A 16,415-nucleotide genomic window follows, 5' to 3' on the forward strand; every position below is an offset into this window, starting at 1 on the left:
GCACATGAAAAAACACCGCGTCCTGTGAGGGGCGCGGTGTTTTTTATGAAAACATCTGTGGGTGGTGGCTCAGATCTGTCCCATCAGGACAAGGATCACGACGATGACCACAATCAGGCCAAGGCCGCCGGACGGGTAGTAGCCCCAGTTTGAACTGTACGGCCAGGACGGCAGCGCACCGATCAGCAGGAGGATCAGGATCACAAGAAGAATCAGTCCCATGGCATATCTCTCTTGCCGGTTGAGACTGTTCTACGCTTCCAGATGTCAGAAAGTTTCCGCAGGAGTGTGTGAGGTCAAAGCTGCCGGTCGCGCTTGATCCGGTCCCAGGCGGCATTGATGCGGGCCACCCGGTCCTGCGCGCGGCGGCGCTCGGCTTCCGACATGGGTTTCTGCGCCAGCACGTCCGGATGATGTTCACGGATCAGCGTCCGCCAGCGGATGCGGATCTCCGTGTCAGTCGCGCTGCGGGTGATACCCAGAATGCGATAGGCATCGGGCTCACCCGTACTGGCGGCGCGGCTGTTCCCGCTCTCCGCCCGGTCCCAGGCACCCGGTGGCAGGCCGAAAGCCCGGTGCACACGCTTGAGGAAATCGGTCTCCTTTGGATGCAGTTCACGGCTCGGCCCGGCATCGGCGCGGGCAATGCGGAACAGCGCCGTCATCAGATTTTCAAGTGGTGCCGTATTGTCGGCATAGGCTTTGCCCATCTCGCGGGCATACATCTCGAAATCATCCGTCCGGTCGCGGGCGCGATCGAACAGCATGCCGACTTCCTTGACGTTATCGGGCGGGAACTGGAAGCAGGTCTTGAAAGCGTTGATTTCCTGCCGGTTCACCGGCCCGTCGATCTTTGCCATTTTCGCGCACAGGGCGACGAGTCCGATGGCGTAAAGCTGGTCACGCTTGCCAAGAGCTGCCGCGATCTTCGCCGCGCCGAAAAAGGCCGCGCTGTTGGGATCGGGTCTGCCGCGCGCGGGAAAGCGCTCGCTCCATCCACCTGTGGACGGATTGAGAAGTGATCCGTTATCGGCGGCATGCCCCAGCGCTGCGCCCATCAGTGCTCCGAAAGGACCACCAACCGCGAAGCCCGCGACACCACCGAACATCTTGCCCCAGATAGCCATGTCCTCAATCTAGCACGCCCGCCAACAGCGGCAAATGACAGATCGGACAGACAGACCTCCTGATACGCAAATCATGCAGCATCGCATGTGATAAAGTATGGGAATTGCAAACTGATGACTGTTTCATGCTTTTGTATCGCAGGTTCATCAGACAGTTTTCATGACGGATATTTTCATGCCTTCGCAAATCACGCCTTCTGCTTCCACGCCCCGTACCGATGATGAACTGATGGATCTGCTCATCCAGCGCCTGCCCGAGCGTCTGCAGAAAGTGCTGAACTGGTTGCGGGAACCGGACCGGAAATGGGTGCGGATTCCGGCTGGCGTCCTGTTCATGCTGGGAGGCGTTCTGTCGATCCTGCCGGTTCTGGGGCTGTGGATGTTGCCAATCGGTGTGATGCTGCTCTCGCAGGACATTCCGTTCTTCCGTCACATTCAGGGGCGTGTCCTGCGCTGGATCGAGCGCAAACACCCGGACTGGCTGGGTCTGCCAGACAATGGCGTCGCAAATTAATCCGAAGCTCTGATGCTTTTCTGAAGATGCATCAGGGCCGCGACCCGCAGGGCCGAAGCCAGGGGACGCTCAGGGTCCCGCGTGGCATCCAGAGACGCCACCAGTGAAGCAAAGCTCTGCTGGCGCGTTGCGGCCATCGTGTCCAGAACCGCCCAGAACTCGGGTTCCAGCGCAACCGAAGTGCGGTGGCCTGACAGGGACAGGCTGCGCTTGATCAGATCGCTCATGCGGACAGGTCCTCAAGGCGGTTTATGGCCCATTGCGCTGTTTCGGAAACATCCGGGTCGGGGTCTGTCAGCAGGTCCCGTGCCGCAGGAACGAGCGATGGATCAGCGGAATTGCCGATGGCGATCAGGACATTGCGCACGAACCGGTTACGTCCGATCCGCTTGACCGGTGAGCCGGAAAAGAACGTCCGGAAGGACGCATCATCCAGCCGGACCAGTTCGTCGAGTTTTGGGGCAATCAGTTCCGGCCGGGCCTGAAGTTTGATGTGCCGCGCGCTTTTCGCAAAGCGGTTCCACGGACAGACGGCCAGACAGTCATCGCAGCCATAGATGTGATTGCCGATTTTTGGACGCAGCTCATGCGGGATCGGGCCTTTATGCTCGATCGTCAGATAGGAGATGCAGCGCCGCGCATCCATCTTTCCGGGGCCGGTGAAGGCCTCTGTCGGGCAGGCGGTCAGGCAACGCGTGCATGAGCCGCAGCTTCCGCCCGTGGGCCCGGATGGCTCCAGTTCCAGCGTGGTGTAGATCTCACCCAGAAGCAGCCATGACCCATGCTTGCGCGAGACGAGGCATGTGTGTTTGCCCGTCCAGCCAAGATGCGCTTTCTCCGCCAGCGGGCGTTCCGAGACGGGGGCTGTATCGACGAAGACCTTCACCTGCGTCTCCGGGCCGCCCAGCTTCACGACGAACTGCGCCAGATGCTTGAGCATGCCCTTGATGACGTCGTGATAGTCGCGGTTGCGGGCATAGACGGAAATATTGCCGCATTCAGGATCGGTCGTTGGTCCTTCAGCGGGAGCATAGGACAGGCCGAGTGAAATCACGCTCCGGACTTCGGGCCACAGGGCTTTCGGATGGGCGCGCTCCTCAAGACGCGTTTCCATCCACTCCATCGTCCCGTGATGACCCTGTGCGACAAACTCGCGCAGACCCTTTGCCACATCCGGCCCAAGTTCAGCCCTGCAGAACCCGACCGCATCGAAACCCAGATGGCGGGCATGGTTCGCAATCCGGTTTTCGATCGCTATGTCGGATCTGGCAGAAGCGGACATGAAAGGAACAGTCCTCTCCGGTGAATAGGTGGTGGCAGGGTCGGGTTATGCCATCGGGTTCCGGAACGGACCAGCATTTCCAGTGGTTTCAGACACTCAGGCAGACAGGATTTGTCACGATATGAAAATGGCTTGCCACGCCCGGGGCAGGGCGGCATCGTCTGGCCATGCGACATTCTTTCCTTCGCAGTTTGCCCTGTCTTGTTCTGGGTGCTGCAACTCTTCTGCCAGTTTCCGGCGCCCATGCCGCCACATCATCCGTTTCTGAAGTCTATAGTCATGTTCGGAATGATCCCGTCCGGCTGAACATGTTTCTGCGCGCCTTTCCGAAAGGCGCGGATCTGCACAATCATCTGGTCGGCGCGGTCTACGCCGAAAACATGCTGGACTGGGCAGCCAGAGACAATCTGTGCATGTCGCTGAAGGAAAAACGCATCCTCGACCACGCCTGCACGCATCCGGGAGACGGCGAGCTTCCTGCCGCCGAACTGTCGCATCACGCGGATGCAGAGAATGTCCTGATTGATGCGCTGTCCATGCGGGATTTCGTGCCCGCTCCTGGCGATGCTTCCGGGCATGACCATTTCTTCGCGACATTCGCCCGGTTTGGCTCCATCGATGATGCGCATTCGGGCGATATGCTGGCCGAAGCGCGTGACCGTGCGGCGCGAGACCATGTGACCTATCTGGAGCTGATGATCTCGCCTGGTATTGGCCCGATGATTGGGGCCGGGTTTCATCATCCTCTGAAGGGCGATGACCTGCCTGCCGCGCATCAGGCACTTGTCCCGGAAATCCCGGCCCTCGTGCAGAAGGCCCGCACTGGAACTGACCAGATGGAAGCGCAGGCGAAAGACGTCCTGAAATGTGGAACGCTACAGGCGCACCCGGGATGTGCCGTGAGGGTGCGCTACCTGTTCCAGACCCTGCGTACATTACCGCCGCAGGCCGTCTATGCGCAGCTTGACGCCGGATATGCGACCGTAAAAGCCGATCCGCGCTTCGTCGGGCTGAACATCGTGGCCCCCGAAGACGATCCAACGGCCATGCGCGATTATGACCTGCACATGCGGATGTTCCATTTCCTGAACGGTGTTTATCCGGGCGTGAAACTGAGCCTGCATGCTGGCGAACTGACAACCGGTCTCGTCCCCACGGACGGTCTGCGACACCACATACGAGCAGCCATTGACGTGGCAGGAGCCAGCCGGATCGGGCATGGCGTGGACGTAGCACTTGAGGACGATCCAGCGTCACTTCTGGCTGAAATGGCGCGACGTCATGTGATGGTGGAAGTCAACCTGACCAGCAATGACGAGATCCTCGGCATCAAAGGCGCGGCCCATCCGTTCGGGCTTTATCGCCGGGCTGGCGTGCCCATGGCGCTTTCCACGGATGACGAGGGGGTTTCGCGTGGGGATTTGACGCAGGAATATGTCCGCGCGGCCCAGACCTATGACCTGTCTTATGCCGATCTGAAAACCCTGTCCCGTACCGGGCTGGAATATGCGTTCGTGCCGGGGGAAAGCCTGTGGTCCGATCATCAATCGGGACAGTTCGTGTCCGCCTGCCGCACGCTGCCCTTCGCATCCGGCACCTGCACGACTTTCCTGAAAGCCAGCGAGAAAGCCCGTCTGCAATGGGCGCTCGAACAGCGGTTCGGCACGTTTGAAGCCACTGTCACACATGAGGGACTTTACCGGTGAAATCTGTCTCAACCGTTTTCGGGACCGCGCTCCTGTCCCTCTGTGCCCTCGGTTCGGCCTCGGCTCACGCGCCGATCCCCGTGCGTGTTGTTGTCGTCACAACTTTCGAGATTGGCAAGGACACGGGGGACACGGCTGGCGAATATCAGAACTGGATCGAAAAACTGCCACTGCAGAAAACGATCCCGGCATCCGGCACCGATCATGACGTGATGCATTACAATCCGGACCTGCATGTTCTGGGGATCGCGAGCGGTGAGGGACCGGAGCACATGGCATCCGCCATTACGGCCCTCGTGCTCGACCCGCGTTTTGATCTGCGCCACGCCTATTTCGTGCTGGCGGGGATTGGCGGGATCGATCCGAATTTTGGCACGATCGGCTCGGCCGTCTGGGCGCCGCGCGTCATTAATGGTGGCCTGTCGCACCTGATTGATCCGCGCGAAATCCCTGCGTCCTGGCCGGATGGCTTCACGCCTGTGCAGGGCAGCACGCCGGATGAAAAGCCTCGTCCCGCCTTACATTCCGGCATGGGGGATATGGAATACACGCTCGATCCGGCGCTGGTGCAGTGGGCCTATGGTCTGACGAAGGACATTGCCCTGCCGGATAATGCTGGCTTGAAGGCGTCTCGCCTGCGCTACACCGGCTTTGCCGCAGCCCAGAAGCCGCCTTCCGTCCAGCTTGGCGACACGATTTCAGGCGAGACCTTTTGGGTTGGTGCGAAAATGAACCAGTGGGCCGAACGCTGGGTGAAATACTGGACGGACGGGCAGGGCGTCATGGCGACGACGGCTGAAGAAGACGTCGCGTTCTGTCAGGCGCTGGCGCTTCAGGGGAAGGCGGGGCGCGTTGATCCGAAACGCGCGCTGATCCTGCGGACAGCTAGCAATTTCGACATGCAGCCACCGGGTCAGAGCGCCGCGCAGCTTCTTTCGGATGAAGCGCACGAGACCGGCTTCTCGGGATTCCAAGCGTCGGTCGATGCAGCCTATACGGTGGGAAGTGTGGTCGTAAAGGAACTGGCGACGCACTGGGACCAGTATGAAAAGGCGCTGCCGACGGCCCGGTAAACACGATGGTGTTCAGTCATGGTCAGGATCGATCTTCCTGACCTCGTGAACACCATCAATCGCGCCCAGTCCCGTAATGAGATGGGAAACGGGCCGATTACCATGCACCAGCATGGTCAGCATCACGAGGCGCGGACGTGGCGAGGCGGGATCTGTCCCTTCACGGTCCGCTTCGTCCAGAATCTGTTCAGCGCTCCGGTTTTCCTCTTCGAGGCGCACGCCATCAATGGCGAAGCGCAGTTCCGTACAGCTCACCAGAATGGTCCGAAGCAGCCCGCGGCTGTCCTCATAGGAAATCGTCAGCTCGGTTGACTGTTCTCCCAAGCGGGGAAGCTGTTTCAGCAGTTTTGGAAACAGCACCATGACGATGAAATGGGCGGCTGTCGTGGCAATGGCGAGAATGGGCAGTCCTGCACCACAGGCCATCCCCAGAGCCGCCGTGAACCAGATGGCCGCGGCCGTTGTCAGGCCCCGCACGGCATCGCGGCGCATGAAAATCACGCCACCCCCGATGAAGCCGATCCCCGAGACGATCTGCGCAGCCACACGGGACGGATCCAGCACGATCCGCCCGGCATCAATGACGTCCATGAAGCCGTATTTGGAAATCAGCATGAACAGGGCAGCGGAAACCCCGACCAGCGTATGCGTCCGCAGACCCGCACTTTTCTGCCGGATCTCACGTTCCAGCCCCACAAGGGAGGACAGAACGAATGCGAGCGCTAGCTCTTCAAGCTGAAGCCGTCCTTCGCCCACCAGTCCCTGAGCCGTCAGCGTGATGAGATTGTGCATGCCGTGTCTGCTCCTCCTGCGAGGTTAACGCAGGCGGGCACGGGAATGTTGTGACAGTTTGTCGGGATAAGGCCTTAAGGCGGAGCGCGATGGGCCGTATTGCAGGGCTCTGCCCTGCACCCGGAAGGGGTCTTGACCCCTTCACCCCAATTCATGAATCAGGATCAAAGGGACCGCGTCCCTTTGTGGGGTCTGGGGCAAAGCCCCAGCTTACAGAGCCAGATCCGGCATTGGCCATTCGTCCTCGGTCCAGTCGCCCTTGGCCCAGTCCTCTCGCAGTTTCACGGCTAAAGCGTCGAGCGTGCCGTCCACGATGGCGGCGCGGATCTGGCGCATCAGGCGCTGGTAATAGGCCAGGTTGTGCCAGGTCAGCAGCATCGGGCCGAGCATCTCGTTGGCGCGGAACAGATGGTGCAGATAGGCGCGGCTGTAACGTCCGGCGACGGGTGTGTCGTCATGCGGCGTCAGCGGACGGGTATCGTCAGCGAAACGGGCGTTGCGCAGGTTGATCGTGCCGCGCTCGGTATAGGCGCGGGCCGTTCGCCCGGCGCGTGAGGGCATTACGCAGTTGAACATGTCCACGCCGCGCATGACGGCGCCCAGAAGATCGTCCGGTGTGCCGACGCCCATCAGATACCGTGCCTTGTCCTGCGGCAGCATCGGCGTGGTGAAGTCCAGCGTCGAGAACATCAGTTCCTGACCTTCGCCCACGGCCAAACCGCCGATCGCATAGCTTTCAAAGCCGATATCGGTCAGGGCCTTGATGGAATATTCGCGTAAGTCCCGCTCGGTCCCGCCCTGCACGATGCCGAACTGTCCGTATCCCTCACGCGCCACGAAAGCCTCGCGGGAGCGGGCGGCCCAGCGCATGGACATTTCCATGGATTTGCGCAGAACTTCCGGAGTGGCGGGGAGTGCAGGGCACTCATCGAACGCCATGGTAATGGTCGCGTCGAGCTTGAACTGGATGTCGGTCGAGATTTCCGGCGTCAGGCGATGCTTGCTGCCGTCGATGTGTGAGCGGAACGTCACGCCGTCTTCGTCGAGCTTGCGTAGTGCTCCGAGCGACATGACCTGAAACCCGCCGGAATCGGTCAGGATCGGTCCGGACCAGTCCATCATTTTGTGCAGGCCGCCCAGCTTCTGCACGCGGTCCGCCGTCGGACGCAGCATGAGATGATAGGTGTTGCCCAGAACGATGCCGGCCCCCGTGGAGCGCACGGCATCCATCGTCATACCCTTGACCGTGCCGACCGTACCAACCGGCATGAAGGTCGGGGTCGGGACCGTGCCGTGGCGGGTATGCAGGTGGCCTGCGCGCGCCATGCCGCAGGTTGCTTCGGGCACCCAGGTCATTTTGGTGGCGTGATCGGTCTTGTGATCGCTCATGGGGCGCGCTCCAGCAGGCAGGCATCGCCATACGAATAGAACCGCAATCCGTTGGCGATGGCGTAGGCATAGGCCTCACGCATGGTCTCGGTGCCGCTGAACGCGCAGACGAGCATGAACAGCGTCGAACGCGGCAGATGGAAGTTGGTCATCAGCACGTCCACCGCCTTGAAGCGGTAGCCAGGTTTGATGAAAATGGAGGTCTCGCCACGCCATGGGGCAACAGTGCCGTCATCACGGGCCGCACTTTCCAGCAGGCGCAGGGACGTGGTGCCGACAGCCACGATCCGGCCGCCACGCGCACGGGTCTCATTAATGGCGGCCGCGGTTTCGGCGTCGATCTCACCCCATTCCGCGTGCATCTTGTGCTCGGCGATGGTGGAGCGGACAGGCAGGAATGTGCCCGCGCCAACATGCAGCGTCAGTGTCCGGCGCTGGATGCCCTTTGCGTCCAGTGCGGCTAGCACTTCAGGCGTGAAATGCAGGCCGGCCGTCGGAGCGGCCACGGCGCCGCGATACTGCGAGAAAATGGTGCGGTAATCCGCATCATCCTGCTTCGTCGGGCCAAAAGGGCGCTCGATATAAGGCGGCAGAGCCAGCGCGCCGACCCGTTCGAGGAAGGCGTCGAACTCGTCTCCCTCGACCGAGAAGCGGATGCTGACCGCGCCGTCGCCTTCGTTCTCGATCACGGTGGCCGTGACCGGATCGTCACCGAAATGCAGGATATCCTGCGGCTTCAGCTTGCGCGAATTGCGTGCCAGAGCATGCCAGCTTCCGTCTGCCAGAATGCGGTCGAGCGTCAGGCCGATCTTCGCCTCGCCACGTGTGGCGGCAAGCTGGGCCCGAATAACGGCCGTATTATTGACAATCAGCAGATCCCCTTCACGCAGGAAATCCGGCAGGTCGCGGATCACGTGTGGATCGGGCGGCAGACCGGGCCGGACATGCAGCAGCGTTGCACTGTCACGCGGGCGGGCAGGCTCTGTCGCGATGTGGTCGCGCGGGAGTTCGAAGTCGAATGGGGCGAGATCATCCGTCATGGGGATGCTCTCTAGCAGGTTCAGCCCACATGAAAACGCCGGACCCGCAGGCCCGGCGCATCTTTTTGGATGAAAAATGCCTTTTCGGGCTTATTTCGGCAACGCGAAGGCCACCACCTCGTCGCTGTTCCGGGTTTTCAGCCCGCCATGTCCGCCCACGGCCAGCACGACATACTGCCTGCCGTCCTCGCCCATATACGTCATGGGCGTGGCGTTGCCGCCAGCATCAAGCTCGGTTCTGAACAGGGTGTGCCCGTCATGCCCGTCCAGAACATGGAAGCTCTGATCCGCCAGCGCGCCCATGAAAACGAGTCCGTTGGGCGTCGTCACACTGCCGCCCATGGAGAAAATGCTGGTGGGAAGGCCAACCGGCATCCGTAGCATGTTCGTCGGCCCGACATTCTTCGTGGTGCCGAGTGCGCGCTCCCAGATGAGCCGGCGATGAACAAGATCGATCGCCTGCATCTTGCCCCAGGGCGGCGCAAGGCATGGGGCCCCAAACAGTCCAAGCCAGGGCTTGATGACGGCGGCATAGGGAAGGCCATGTTGCGGGTTGTTGGTGAAAACCGGCTCCGGATAGGGCTGGTTCCAGCTATGCCAGGGTTTGAACAGACCTTCCTGCACGGCCCTGTCATGCGGCACGAGCGTCATGAGGAACGGGATGAACGTCGTGTTGATATACATGACGCCATGCGTCGGATCGATCGTCCCGCCATACCAGTCCGCCACGCCATCGAAGGCGGGGAAGCCGATCGTGCCCTGCTCGCTGGGCGGTGTGTAGAGGCCCTTGAAACGCATGGAATGAAAGGCAATCCGGCAGGCGAGCTGGTCGAACGGTGTGGCGCCCCACAGATCGTCTTCTGTCAAATCGGGGCGACGCAGGTTCGGCATGTCCACTGAATAGGGCTGGGTCGGGGAATAGCGTTCATTGGGAATATCTCCACCCGGAACATGTTTTTCCTGCACGCGGTAGAACGGCTGGCCCGTCCGGCGATCCAGAACGAAGAGTTCGCCCTGTTTCGTGGTCTGGACGAGGGCCGGGGTGAGCGTGCCGCTGGCATCCGGCAGATCGACCAGCGACGGACCGACAGGAAGATCGAAATCCCACAGATCATGATGCACGGCCTGGAAATGCCACCGCTCTTCGCCGGTTGTCAGGTCCAGCGCAACGAGAGACGTGTCGTATTTCTCGTCAAACGGACGCCGCTTGACCCCATAATAATCCGGCGTGGCAATGCCGAGCGGCACATAGACCATGTTCAGCCCGGCATCAGCCGTATAGACGCCCCAGCCATTCGGAGTTCCGCGCGTGAAGGTCTCGTTGGGGCCGAGCGGGCTGTTGGCCGGAACGCGGCCCATGTCCCAGGCCCATGCGAGCTGTCCGGTCGTGGCATCGAAGGCGCGGATGACACCGGAGGGCTCATCAACGGACTGGTCATCATAGACCCAGCCGCTCGTGACGATCCGGTTATGCAGGACCATGGGCGGAGACGTGATGAAATGGAAACCCGGCGGAATAGCGCCCATGCCATCGCGGAGGTCGATCTTCCCATCATGCCCGAAGCTGTGACAGAGCTGCCCGGTCTCGGCATCCAGCGCGAAAAGCGTCGGCGGGGAACCGGAATCCGTTGAAATGATGCGATGGGTGCAGTCCGTGGCTCCCGGAATGTCAGCATAGGAAACGCCACGGCAGGCCTGATAGATATTCGCGCCAAATTCGCCACCGGGCCGGTAGTGCCAGACCTCCTTGCCGGTCGTGGCATCCAGCGCCACAACGTCACGATGCGGCGTGCAGAAGAACAGACGGTTGCCGATCTTGATGGGCGTGGCTTCGAAACTGAACTCGCGGCCACGGGAGTTCTCGCCGGATCGGGGAAGATCGCCACTGTGATAGACCCAGGCGACTTTCAGGTTATGGGCGTTCTGTGCGTTGATCTGCGTCGGGGCTGCAAAACGGTCTCCGGCCGGTGTGCCGTCATGGAACTGCCAGTCATTGGCGGCCATCTGGTCACTTCCGGACAGGCTCGCTCCTGTTGATCCGGGGAAAGGATTGAACTGCTGGTAGCGCTGGCCCGTGATGTACCAGCCACAGGCGAATATGAAGACAAACAGCGCCAGACAGCTTCCCATGCCACCCAGCACGGTTCTGTTGACCCGGACATGGCTCCGGCTGTCCATCATCCGTCCGCCGACCCAGGGGCCGAAAACCCACAGACCGATCCCAGCAGGAAGGGCGAGGGGCGGAATGAGCCGCCAGCCATCAAGCCCGACACGCCATAGCGCCCAGATCAGGGTATAGGCCAGAAGGGCGGCATAGAGTGCCAGACCGGAACGCCGCCCCATGGTCAGCATGATGCCGGACAGGATCATGAGCAGACCGGCCACGGCATAATAGAATGAACCACCCAGTGCGATGAGCCGCAGTCCCGGCAGGAAGAGGGCCAGCCCCAGTATGGCGAGACCAATACCGGTCAGGGTCTGCAATAACGGCCGGGCGGAAGACGGCGCCATGGATGTTTTTCCTTCGGAATGGATCTGAAGGATCTAAAGCGCAGCGTCAGAACGGGGTTTCTTTAAAATAAAAGTGCAGGATTGCAGTTGGGCAGCATTGAACAGGACCGGCTGCCCGCGGCACGAAATCAGGCGGAGACGCTGAGCAGGTGGCTCGTGTCGCGGCTGGAACCTGAATTTGAGGAACCGCCTGACGTTGTCTCGGAAATGATGTTGCCCTGAGCGTCTTCGACGATGGTCGTCGTGGAGCCATCGGCATTCGTCTTGGTTGTGGTGGTTTCCTGCGTGGAGGACGTGCTGCTCGATGACAAAGACGAGCTGGAAGACGACGCGCTGCCCGAACTGTAAAGGCTGCTCATGGCGGACGAGCCAATGGAGGAAATGCTTGTCATGAGGAAAAGACTCCGTGGGATAGGAACGAAGTCATTTTCGGGTCAGAAGGTTAATAAAGGATAAGGGTCTATGTAACCGAGTGATACGGATTGTACAGGGTCATGAACCGCACAGCTGTTACATTGAGGATTGAGCGCCTGTTACATTCATAATAGGTGCTCGTACCGAAAATCCGGGCCTCATTTCATACCGGGCAGCTTCTTCGCGGCCTGCCAGAGGGCCTCCATCGTCGGAAGGTCCTGGTCGGACATGGTCTGTCCCTTCTCGGCCAGCATGGTTTCCATGGCCTCAAACCGACGGGTGAACTTGTCGTTGCTGCGACGCAGGGCAGCTTCAGGGTCGATATCCAGTTTGCGGGCAAGGCTTGCGACCGTGAAGAGAACATCGCCCAGTTCATCCTCGATCCGGTCATGGTCTCCGCCAATTTCGGCTTTCAGTTCGTCGATTTCTTCATGGACCTTGTCGAGAATGCCGGTGGCATCGTCCCAGTCGAAGCCCACGCGGGCCGCGCGGCGTGTCAGCTTGGCGGCGCGCATCAGGGCGGGAAGGGGTAGGGCGACACCCGCCAGCGTGCCATATTCCGCCTTGCGCTGGCGCTCGACTTCCTTTTCCCGCTCCCATATGTCGTCATCCATGGCTGCATCACCAAAAACATGCGGGTGACGGCGCACGAGCTTGTCGGCAATCATGCCCGCAACGGTCTCGAAATCGAAATGCCCGGCTTCTGAGGCCATCTGGGCCTGAAAGACGACCTGAAGCAGCAGATCGCCCAGTTCGTCAGGGATGGCCTCGCGGTCGTCACGGGCAATGGCGTCCATGACCTCGTAGGCTTCCTCGATCGCGAACGGCGCAATCGTGACCGGGGTCTGTTCCACGTCCCAGGGGCAGCCGCTCTTAGGGTCACGCAGGCGCTTCATGACATCCAGCAGGCGATCGATCTGCCGGGGGGAGGGCTGGGTCATGGAAACATCCTGCTGTTATCGTGCTGCAAGGTTCATACCCGTGTGGCTGCATGGATGAAAGCTCCGGGAAGGGCCTGTGGGTGACAGCATGACATTCCCGACGTAAAACGACTGCCGGACGTTTCAGGCATCTGCCGGGGCGGAACGGATTTGCAGACAGGGTGGATGGCGCATGGCACGCATTTTCATTGATGGGGAAGCAGGCACGACAGGTCTGGGCATCCGCCAGCGTATTGAGGCGCTTCCAGCGTCTTATGGCTTGGAAATCCTGTCCATCGACCCAGCGCTGCGCAAGGATATTGCGGCCCGCCGCTCCATGCTTGAGCAGGCCGATGTCGCTATTCTGTGCCTGCCGGATGATGCAGCCCGGGAAACGGTCACGCTGGCGGAGGGGCTGGATGTCAGGATTCTGGATGCCAGCACCGCGCACCGGATTGCAGATGGCTGGGTCTATGGTTTTCCGGAAATGGACGCGGAACAGGCGGCTGCCATCAAGGGTGCGCGGTTTGTGGCCAATCCCGGCTGCTACCCAACCGGTGCCATTGCCCTGATGCGTCCGCTCGTCCGGGCGGGGCTGCTCCCGGCCGATCATCCCATCTCGATCAACGCCGTCTCCGGCTATAGCGGGGCCGGGCGCGTGGCGATCGAGGAGCACGAGAAGAACGGCGGTCCGGCTTTCTTCCTGTATGGGCTGAACCTCAAGCACAAGCATCTGCCGGAGATCCGGCACTATTCGGGCCTGACGCGCCAACCGCTGTTCGTACCGTCGGTCGGGCATTTTCCGCAGGGCATGATCGTTTCCATCCCGCTGCATCTGAAGGACCTGCCAGGGCAGCCCTCGGCCGCGGAACTCGAAGCCGTGCTGCAGGACGCTTACGACGGATGCGCCCATGTGCGCGTTGTCCTGGCCGAAACCCGGCTTGAGGCTGACACCCTTGCCAATACGGACGATATGGAACTGCGCGTTCATCATAATGGCGAGCAGGTCGTTCTGACCGCGCGGCTGGACAACCTGGGGAAGGGGGCCTCGGGCGCTGCGATCCAGAACCTGCTTCTGATGCTGGGGCTTTAAAGCCTGCATTTTAAGGCCCGGATTTTGCACTCTGGCACTTTTGCAGGGAATGCATTAGGGTTCGGGCCGCCCGCGCGAGAGTGGCGGAACGGTAGACGCAGTCGGCTCAAAATCGACCGCCGAAAGGCATAGGGGTTCGAATCCCCTCTCTCGCACCATGAGCGGTCATTTCCTGCCGGAATGACCTCAGGACCGATCAGCCCGGAACGAGCATGTCCAAGCCGACTGTCAAACCCTCCCGCCCGTTCTTTTCCTCAGGTCCCTGCGCCAAGCGTCCCGGATGGTCGTTATCCGGCCTGGATCAGGCGTTGCTGGGCCGTTCGCATCGTGCGCCGGAAGGTCGCGCGCGCCTCCGGGAAGTCATTACCCGCTCGAAAGACGTGCTCGGCATTCCGTCGGACTGGCGCGTCGGCATTGTCCCGGCTTCCGATACCGGGGCCGTGGAAATGATCCTGTGGGCGCTCGCCGGTGAGCGCGGAATTGATGTCCTGTCCTTCGAAAGCTTTTCCGGAACCTGGGCGCAGGACCTGCGCGACGTCCTGAAAATCGAGGATCTGCGGGTTCTGGACGTTCCCTATGGCGAACTGCCGGACCTGACGAAGGTGGACTGGACCCGCGATGTCGTCCTGACATGGAACGGCACGACCTCGGGCGTCTGCATCCCGGATGCCAACGCCATTCCGGCCGAACACGAAGGCCTCGTCATCTGCGATGCAACCTCCGCGGCCTTTGCGATGGATCTGCCGTGGGACCGGCTCGATATCGTGACCTGGTCCTGGCAAAAGGCGCTGGGTGGCGAGGCTGCGCATGGCATGGTGGCGCTGAGCCCGCGTGCCGCCGCCCGTCTGGCCCAGCCATCACCGCGTCCGCTGCCCAAGATTTTCCGTCTGGCCAACAAGAAGGGCCTAATCGAAGCCATCTTCGAAGGCGATACGATCAATACGCCGTCCATGCTCTGCGTCGAGGACGCGCTGGACGGTCTGCGCTGGGCCGAGCAGATTGGCGGTCTGACCGCTCTGAAGGCCCGGTCACAGCAGAATCTGGCTGTCGTGACAAAGTGGATTGCAACGGCGGACTGGGTGTCCTTCCTGTCTGCCAAGGAAGAGACGCGTTCCAGCACGTCAATCTGCCTGAAAATCACGGCCCCCTGGTTTGAAGGCCTGTCCGCTGAAGCGAAGGGCAAGGCCGTCAAGCATCTGACGGGCCTCGTGGCGAAGGAAGGCGCGGGTTACGATCTCGCATCCTACCGTGATGCTCCAGCCGGGCTGCGGATCTGGGGCGGTGCCACGGTCGAGACGGCCGATATCGAAGCGCTGCTGCCCTGGCTGGACTGGGCGCATGAGCAGACCCGTGCGGAGTTTTCGGCATGAGCCTGTATTCCGAGACGCCCAGCGCCGCGCTTCTGCCGTCTGGTTTTGCCGATCTTCTCCCCGGGGAAGCCGAAGCGGAAGCCCGTGGCATCGCGAGCGTGATGGAAGCCTTTTCCCGTCACGGCTATCAGCGTGTCCGTCCGCCCCTGCTGGAATTCGAGACGTCGCTGCTTGGTGGATCGGGGAATCCCTCGCCCCCCAGACTTTCCGTCTGATGGATCCGAATTCGCATCGCATGATGGCGCTGCGTCCTGACATGACGACGCAGATCGCCCGCATTGCGAGCATCCGCCTTCAGGACGCGCCGCGCCCGCTGCGCCTGTCCTATTCAGGAAGCTGCATCGTTGTCGGCACGCCGGGCCGCGAAGCTGATCGTCAGGTTTCGCAGGCCGGGATCGAACTGATTGGTCCTGACAGCGCGCAGGCCGATGCGGAAGTCATTGCCCTCGGAGCCAAGGCTCTCGCGGAACTCGGAATTGAAGGCGTCTCGTTCGATCTGTCCATGCCCGCTCTGGCGCTGGGCCTGATCGAAGGCGTCATTCCCGAAGCCGATCGTGAACCGCTGCTGCATGCACTGGATCGCAAGGATGCCAGCGCCGTGGCCGAGCTTGGTGGCCCGATTGCCGGGATGCTGGCGGTCATGCTGCGGGCGGCGGGACCAGCCGACCGTGCGCTGGATCTGCTGGCTTCGCTGGATTACCCCAAGGACGTCGTTGGGCATTTCGAGCGTCTGGCGGCATCCGTGGCCGCAATCCGCGAGCGCAGCCCCGATCTGCGTCTGACGATTGATCCCGTCGATTTCCGTGGGTGGCGCTATCATACCGGACTATGTGTGACGGTGTTCTCGACCAGTTCGCGTGAGGAACTGGGAAGAGGTGGTCGCTATCTGGCCGGGCAGGAGCCTGCCTGTGGTCTGACGCTTCGTCCGCAGGCTCTTCTGCGCGCGGCTCCGGTGTCTGCGTCGCGTCCGCGCTGCTACGTTCCGGTTGATCTCGATGCAGCCAGCCTGTCCGGTCTGCATAAGGCCGGTTACGCCACGGTCTCTGCTTTGTCGCACGACGAAGACGCGGCCGCTCAGGCGCGGCATCTGCGCTGCACCCATCTCTGGAAGGATGGTGCGGCCCAGCCGCTCTGACCCACCGTTTCTTTTCGTTTTTCCCCAGTCTCGTCAGTTCTAGGAAGTC

At 61.3% G+C, this 16,415-nt stretch carries 15 protein-coding genes, 1 tRNA gene and 1 pseudogene; 7 read left to right on the forward strand and 10 right to left on the reverse strand.

Translation table 11 applies throughout. The annotated features are described in order from the left end of the window. Window positions 1–69: 69 nt before the first annotated feature. Window positions 70–222: a DUF3309 family protein gene (locus tag ACJ2A4_RS10660; protein WP_083541187.1), complete on the reverse strand. Its 153-nt coding sequence runs from the start codon at window positions 220–222 to the stop codon at window positions 70–72. Window positions 223–296: 74 nt separating this feature from the next. After that, window positions 297–1,127, reverse strand: a complete 831-nt coding sequence (locus ACJ2A4_RS10665; RefSeq protein WP_194260507.1) for a TerB family tellurite resistance protein — start codon at window positions 1,125–1,127, stop codon at window positions 297–299. Between the two features lie 175 nt (window positions 1,128–1,302). Here ACJ2A4_RS10665 and ACJ2A4_RS10670 point away from each other — a divergent pair, with 175 nt between their 5' ends. Further along, on the forward strand, window positions 1,303–1,641 hold the full coding sequence (locus tag ACJ2A4_RS10670; protein ID WP_408872796.1) for a hypothetical protein: 339 nt from the start codon (window positions 1,303–1,305) through the stop codon (window positions 1,639–1,641). Here the strand turns inward: ACJ2A4_RS10670 and ACJ2A4_RS10675 are convergent. Both ACJ2A4_RS10675 and queG read right to left on the reverse strand, forming a co-directional pair. Continuing rightward, complete coding sequence (locus ACJ2A4_RS10675) at window positions 1,638–1,868, reverse strand: ribbon-helix-helix domain-containing protein (protein WP_408872797.1); 231 nt, start codon at window positions 1,866–1,868, stop codon at window positions 1,638–1,640. The two genes, ACJ2A4_RS10670 and ACJ2A4_RS10675, sit on opposite strands and share 4 nt — an antisense overlap. Further along, window positions 1,865–2,923, reverse strand: coding sequence for a tRNA epoxyqueuosine(34) reductase QueG (queG, locus tag ACJ2A4_RS10680; protein ID WP_408872798.1), 1,059 nt, complete (start codon window positions 2,921–2,923; stop codon window positions 1,865–1,867). The genes ACJ2A4_RS10675 and queG overlap by 4 nt, the downstream gene beginning before the upstream one ends. A gap of 167 nt (window positions 2,924–3,090) precedes the next feature. On the opposite strand from queG, the gene ACJ2A4_RS10685 reads away from it, so the two are divergent. Then, window positions 3,091–4,629: an adenosine deaminase gene (locus tag ACJ2A4_RS10685; protein WP_408872799.1), complete on the forward strand. Its 1,539-nt coding sequence runs from the start codon at window positions 3,091–3,093 to the stop codon at window positions 4,627–4,629. A gap of 32 nt (window positions 4,630–4,661) precedes the next feature. After that, window positions 4,662–5,702 carry a purine nucleoside permease gene (locus tag ACJ2A4_RS10690; protein ID WP_408874156.1) on the forward strand — a complete coding sequence of 347 codons (1,041 nt, stop codon included), beginning with the start codon at window positions 4,662–4,664 and terminating at the stop codon, window positions 5,700–5,702. A 12-nt stretch (window positions 5,703–5,714) separates the two neighbouring features. Here the strand turns inward: ACJ2A4_RS10690 and ACJ2A4_RS10695 are convergent, their stop codons facing one another. The 6 genes from ACJ2A4_RS10695 to mazG all read right to left on the reverse strand — a co-directional run bounded on the left by ACJ2A4_RS10695 (window position 5,715) and on the right by mazG (window position 12,789). Further along, window positions 5,715–6,494: an MgtC/SapB family protein gene (locus ACJ2A4_RS10695; protein WP_408872800.1), complete on the reverse strand. Its 780-nt coding sequence runs from the start codon at window positions 6,492–6,494 to the stop codon at window positions 5,715–5,717. Between the two features lie 210 nt (window positions 6,495–6,704). Further along, entirely contained in the window at window positions 6,705–7,850 is a 1,146-nt protein-coding gene (gene tgt, locus ACJ2A4_RS10700) for a tRNA guanosine(34) transglycosylase Tgt (protein ID WP_408874157.1), read from the reverse strand. Window positions 7,851–7,879: 29 nt separating this feature from the next. Then, the gene (gene queA / locus ACJ2A4_RS10705) at window positions 7,880–8,923 is read right to left on the reverse strand and encodes a tRNA preQ1(34) S-adenosylmethionine ribosyltransferase-isomerase QueA (protein ID WP_408872801.1); all 1,044 of its coding nucleotides are present in this window, start codon (window positions 8,921–8,923) and stop codon (window positions 7,880–7,882) included. Between the two features lie 90 nt (window positions 8,924–9,013). Further along, the gene (locus ACJ2A4_RS10710; RefSeq protein ID WP_408872802.1) at window positions 9,014–11,434 is read right to left on the reverse strand and encodes a glucose/quinate/shikimate family membrane-bound PQQ-dependent dehydrogenase; all 2,421 of its coding nucleotides are present in this window, start codon (window positions 11,432–11,434) and stop codon (window positions 9,014–9,016) included. A gap of 128 nt (window positions 11,435–11,562) precedes the next feature. After that, window positions 11,563–11,826 carry a hypothetical protein gene (locus tag ACJ2A4_RS10715; RefSeq protein WP_408872803.1) on the reverse strand — a complete coding sequence of 88 codons (264 nt, stop codon included), beginning with the start codon at window positions 11,824–11,826 and terminating at the stop codon, window positions 11,563–11,565. 180 nt (window positions 11,827–12,006) lie between these two features. Further along, a complete protein-coding gene (mazG, locus tag ACJ2A4_RS10720; protein ID WP_408872804.1) occupies window positions 12,007–12,789 on the reverse strand; it encodes a nucleoside triphosphate pyrophosphohydrolase in 783 nt (260 codons plus the stop codon). Between the two features lie 172 nt (window positions 12,790–12,961). Here mazG and argC point away from each other — a divergent pair, with 172 nt between their 5' ends. The 4 genes and pseudogenes from argC to ACJ2A4_RS10740 all read left to right on the forward strand — a co-directional run bounded on the left by argC (window position 12,962) and on the right by ACJ2A4_RS10740 (window position 16,366). Beyond that, the gene (gene argC / locus ACJ2A4_RS10725; protein ID WP_408872805.1) at window positions 12,962–13,861 is read left to right on the forward strand and encodes an N-acetyl-gamma-glutamyl-phosphate reductase; all 900 of its coding nucleotides are present in this window, start codon (window positions 12,962–12,964) and stop codon (window positions 13,859–13,861) included. Between the two features lie 74 nt (window positions 13,862–13,935). Beyond that, window positions 13,936–14,019 (forward strand) — tRNA-Leu (locus ACJ2A4_RS10730). A gap of 54 nt (window positions 14,020–14,073) precedes the next feature. Then, window positions 14,074–15,231: a phosphoserine transaminase gene (locus ACJ2A4_RS10735; protein WP_408872806.1), complete on the forward strand. Its 1,158-nt coding sequence runs from the start codon at window positions 14,074–14,076 to the stop codon at window positions 15,229–15,231. After that, window positions 15,228–16,366 (forward strand): annotated as a pseudogene (locus tag ACJ2A4_RS10740) (ATP phosphoribosyltransferase regulatory subunit). The gene ACJ2A4_RS10735 and the pseudogene ACJ2A4_RS10740 overlap by 4 nt, the downstream one beginning before the upstream one ends. Window positions 16,367–16,415: the final 49 nt, after the last annotated feature.

The organism is Gluconobacter roseus, from assembly GCF_046058915.1.
Lineage (GTDB): Bacteria > Pseudomonadota > Alphaproteobacteria > Acetobacterales > Acetobacteraceae > Gluconobacter > Gluconobacter roseus_A.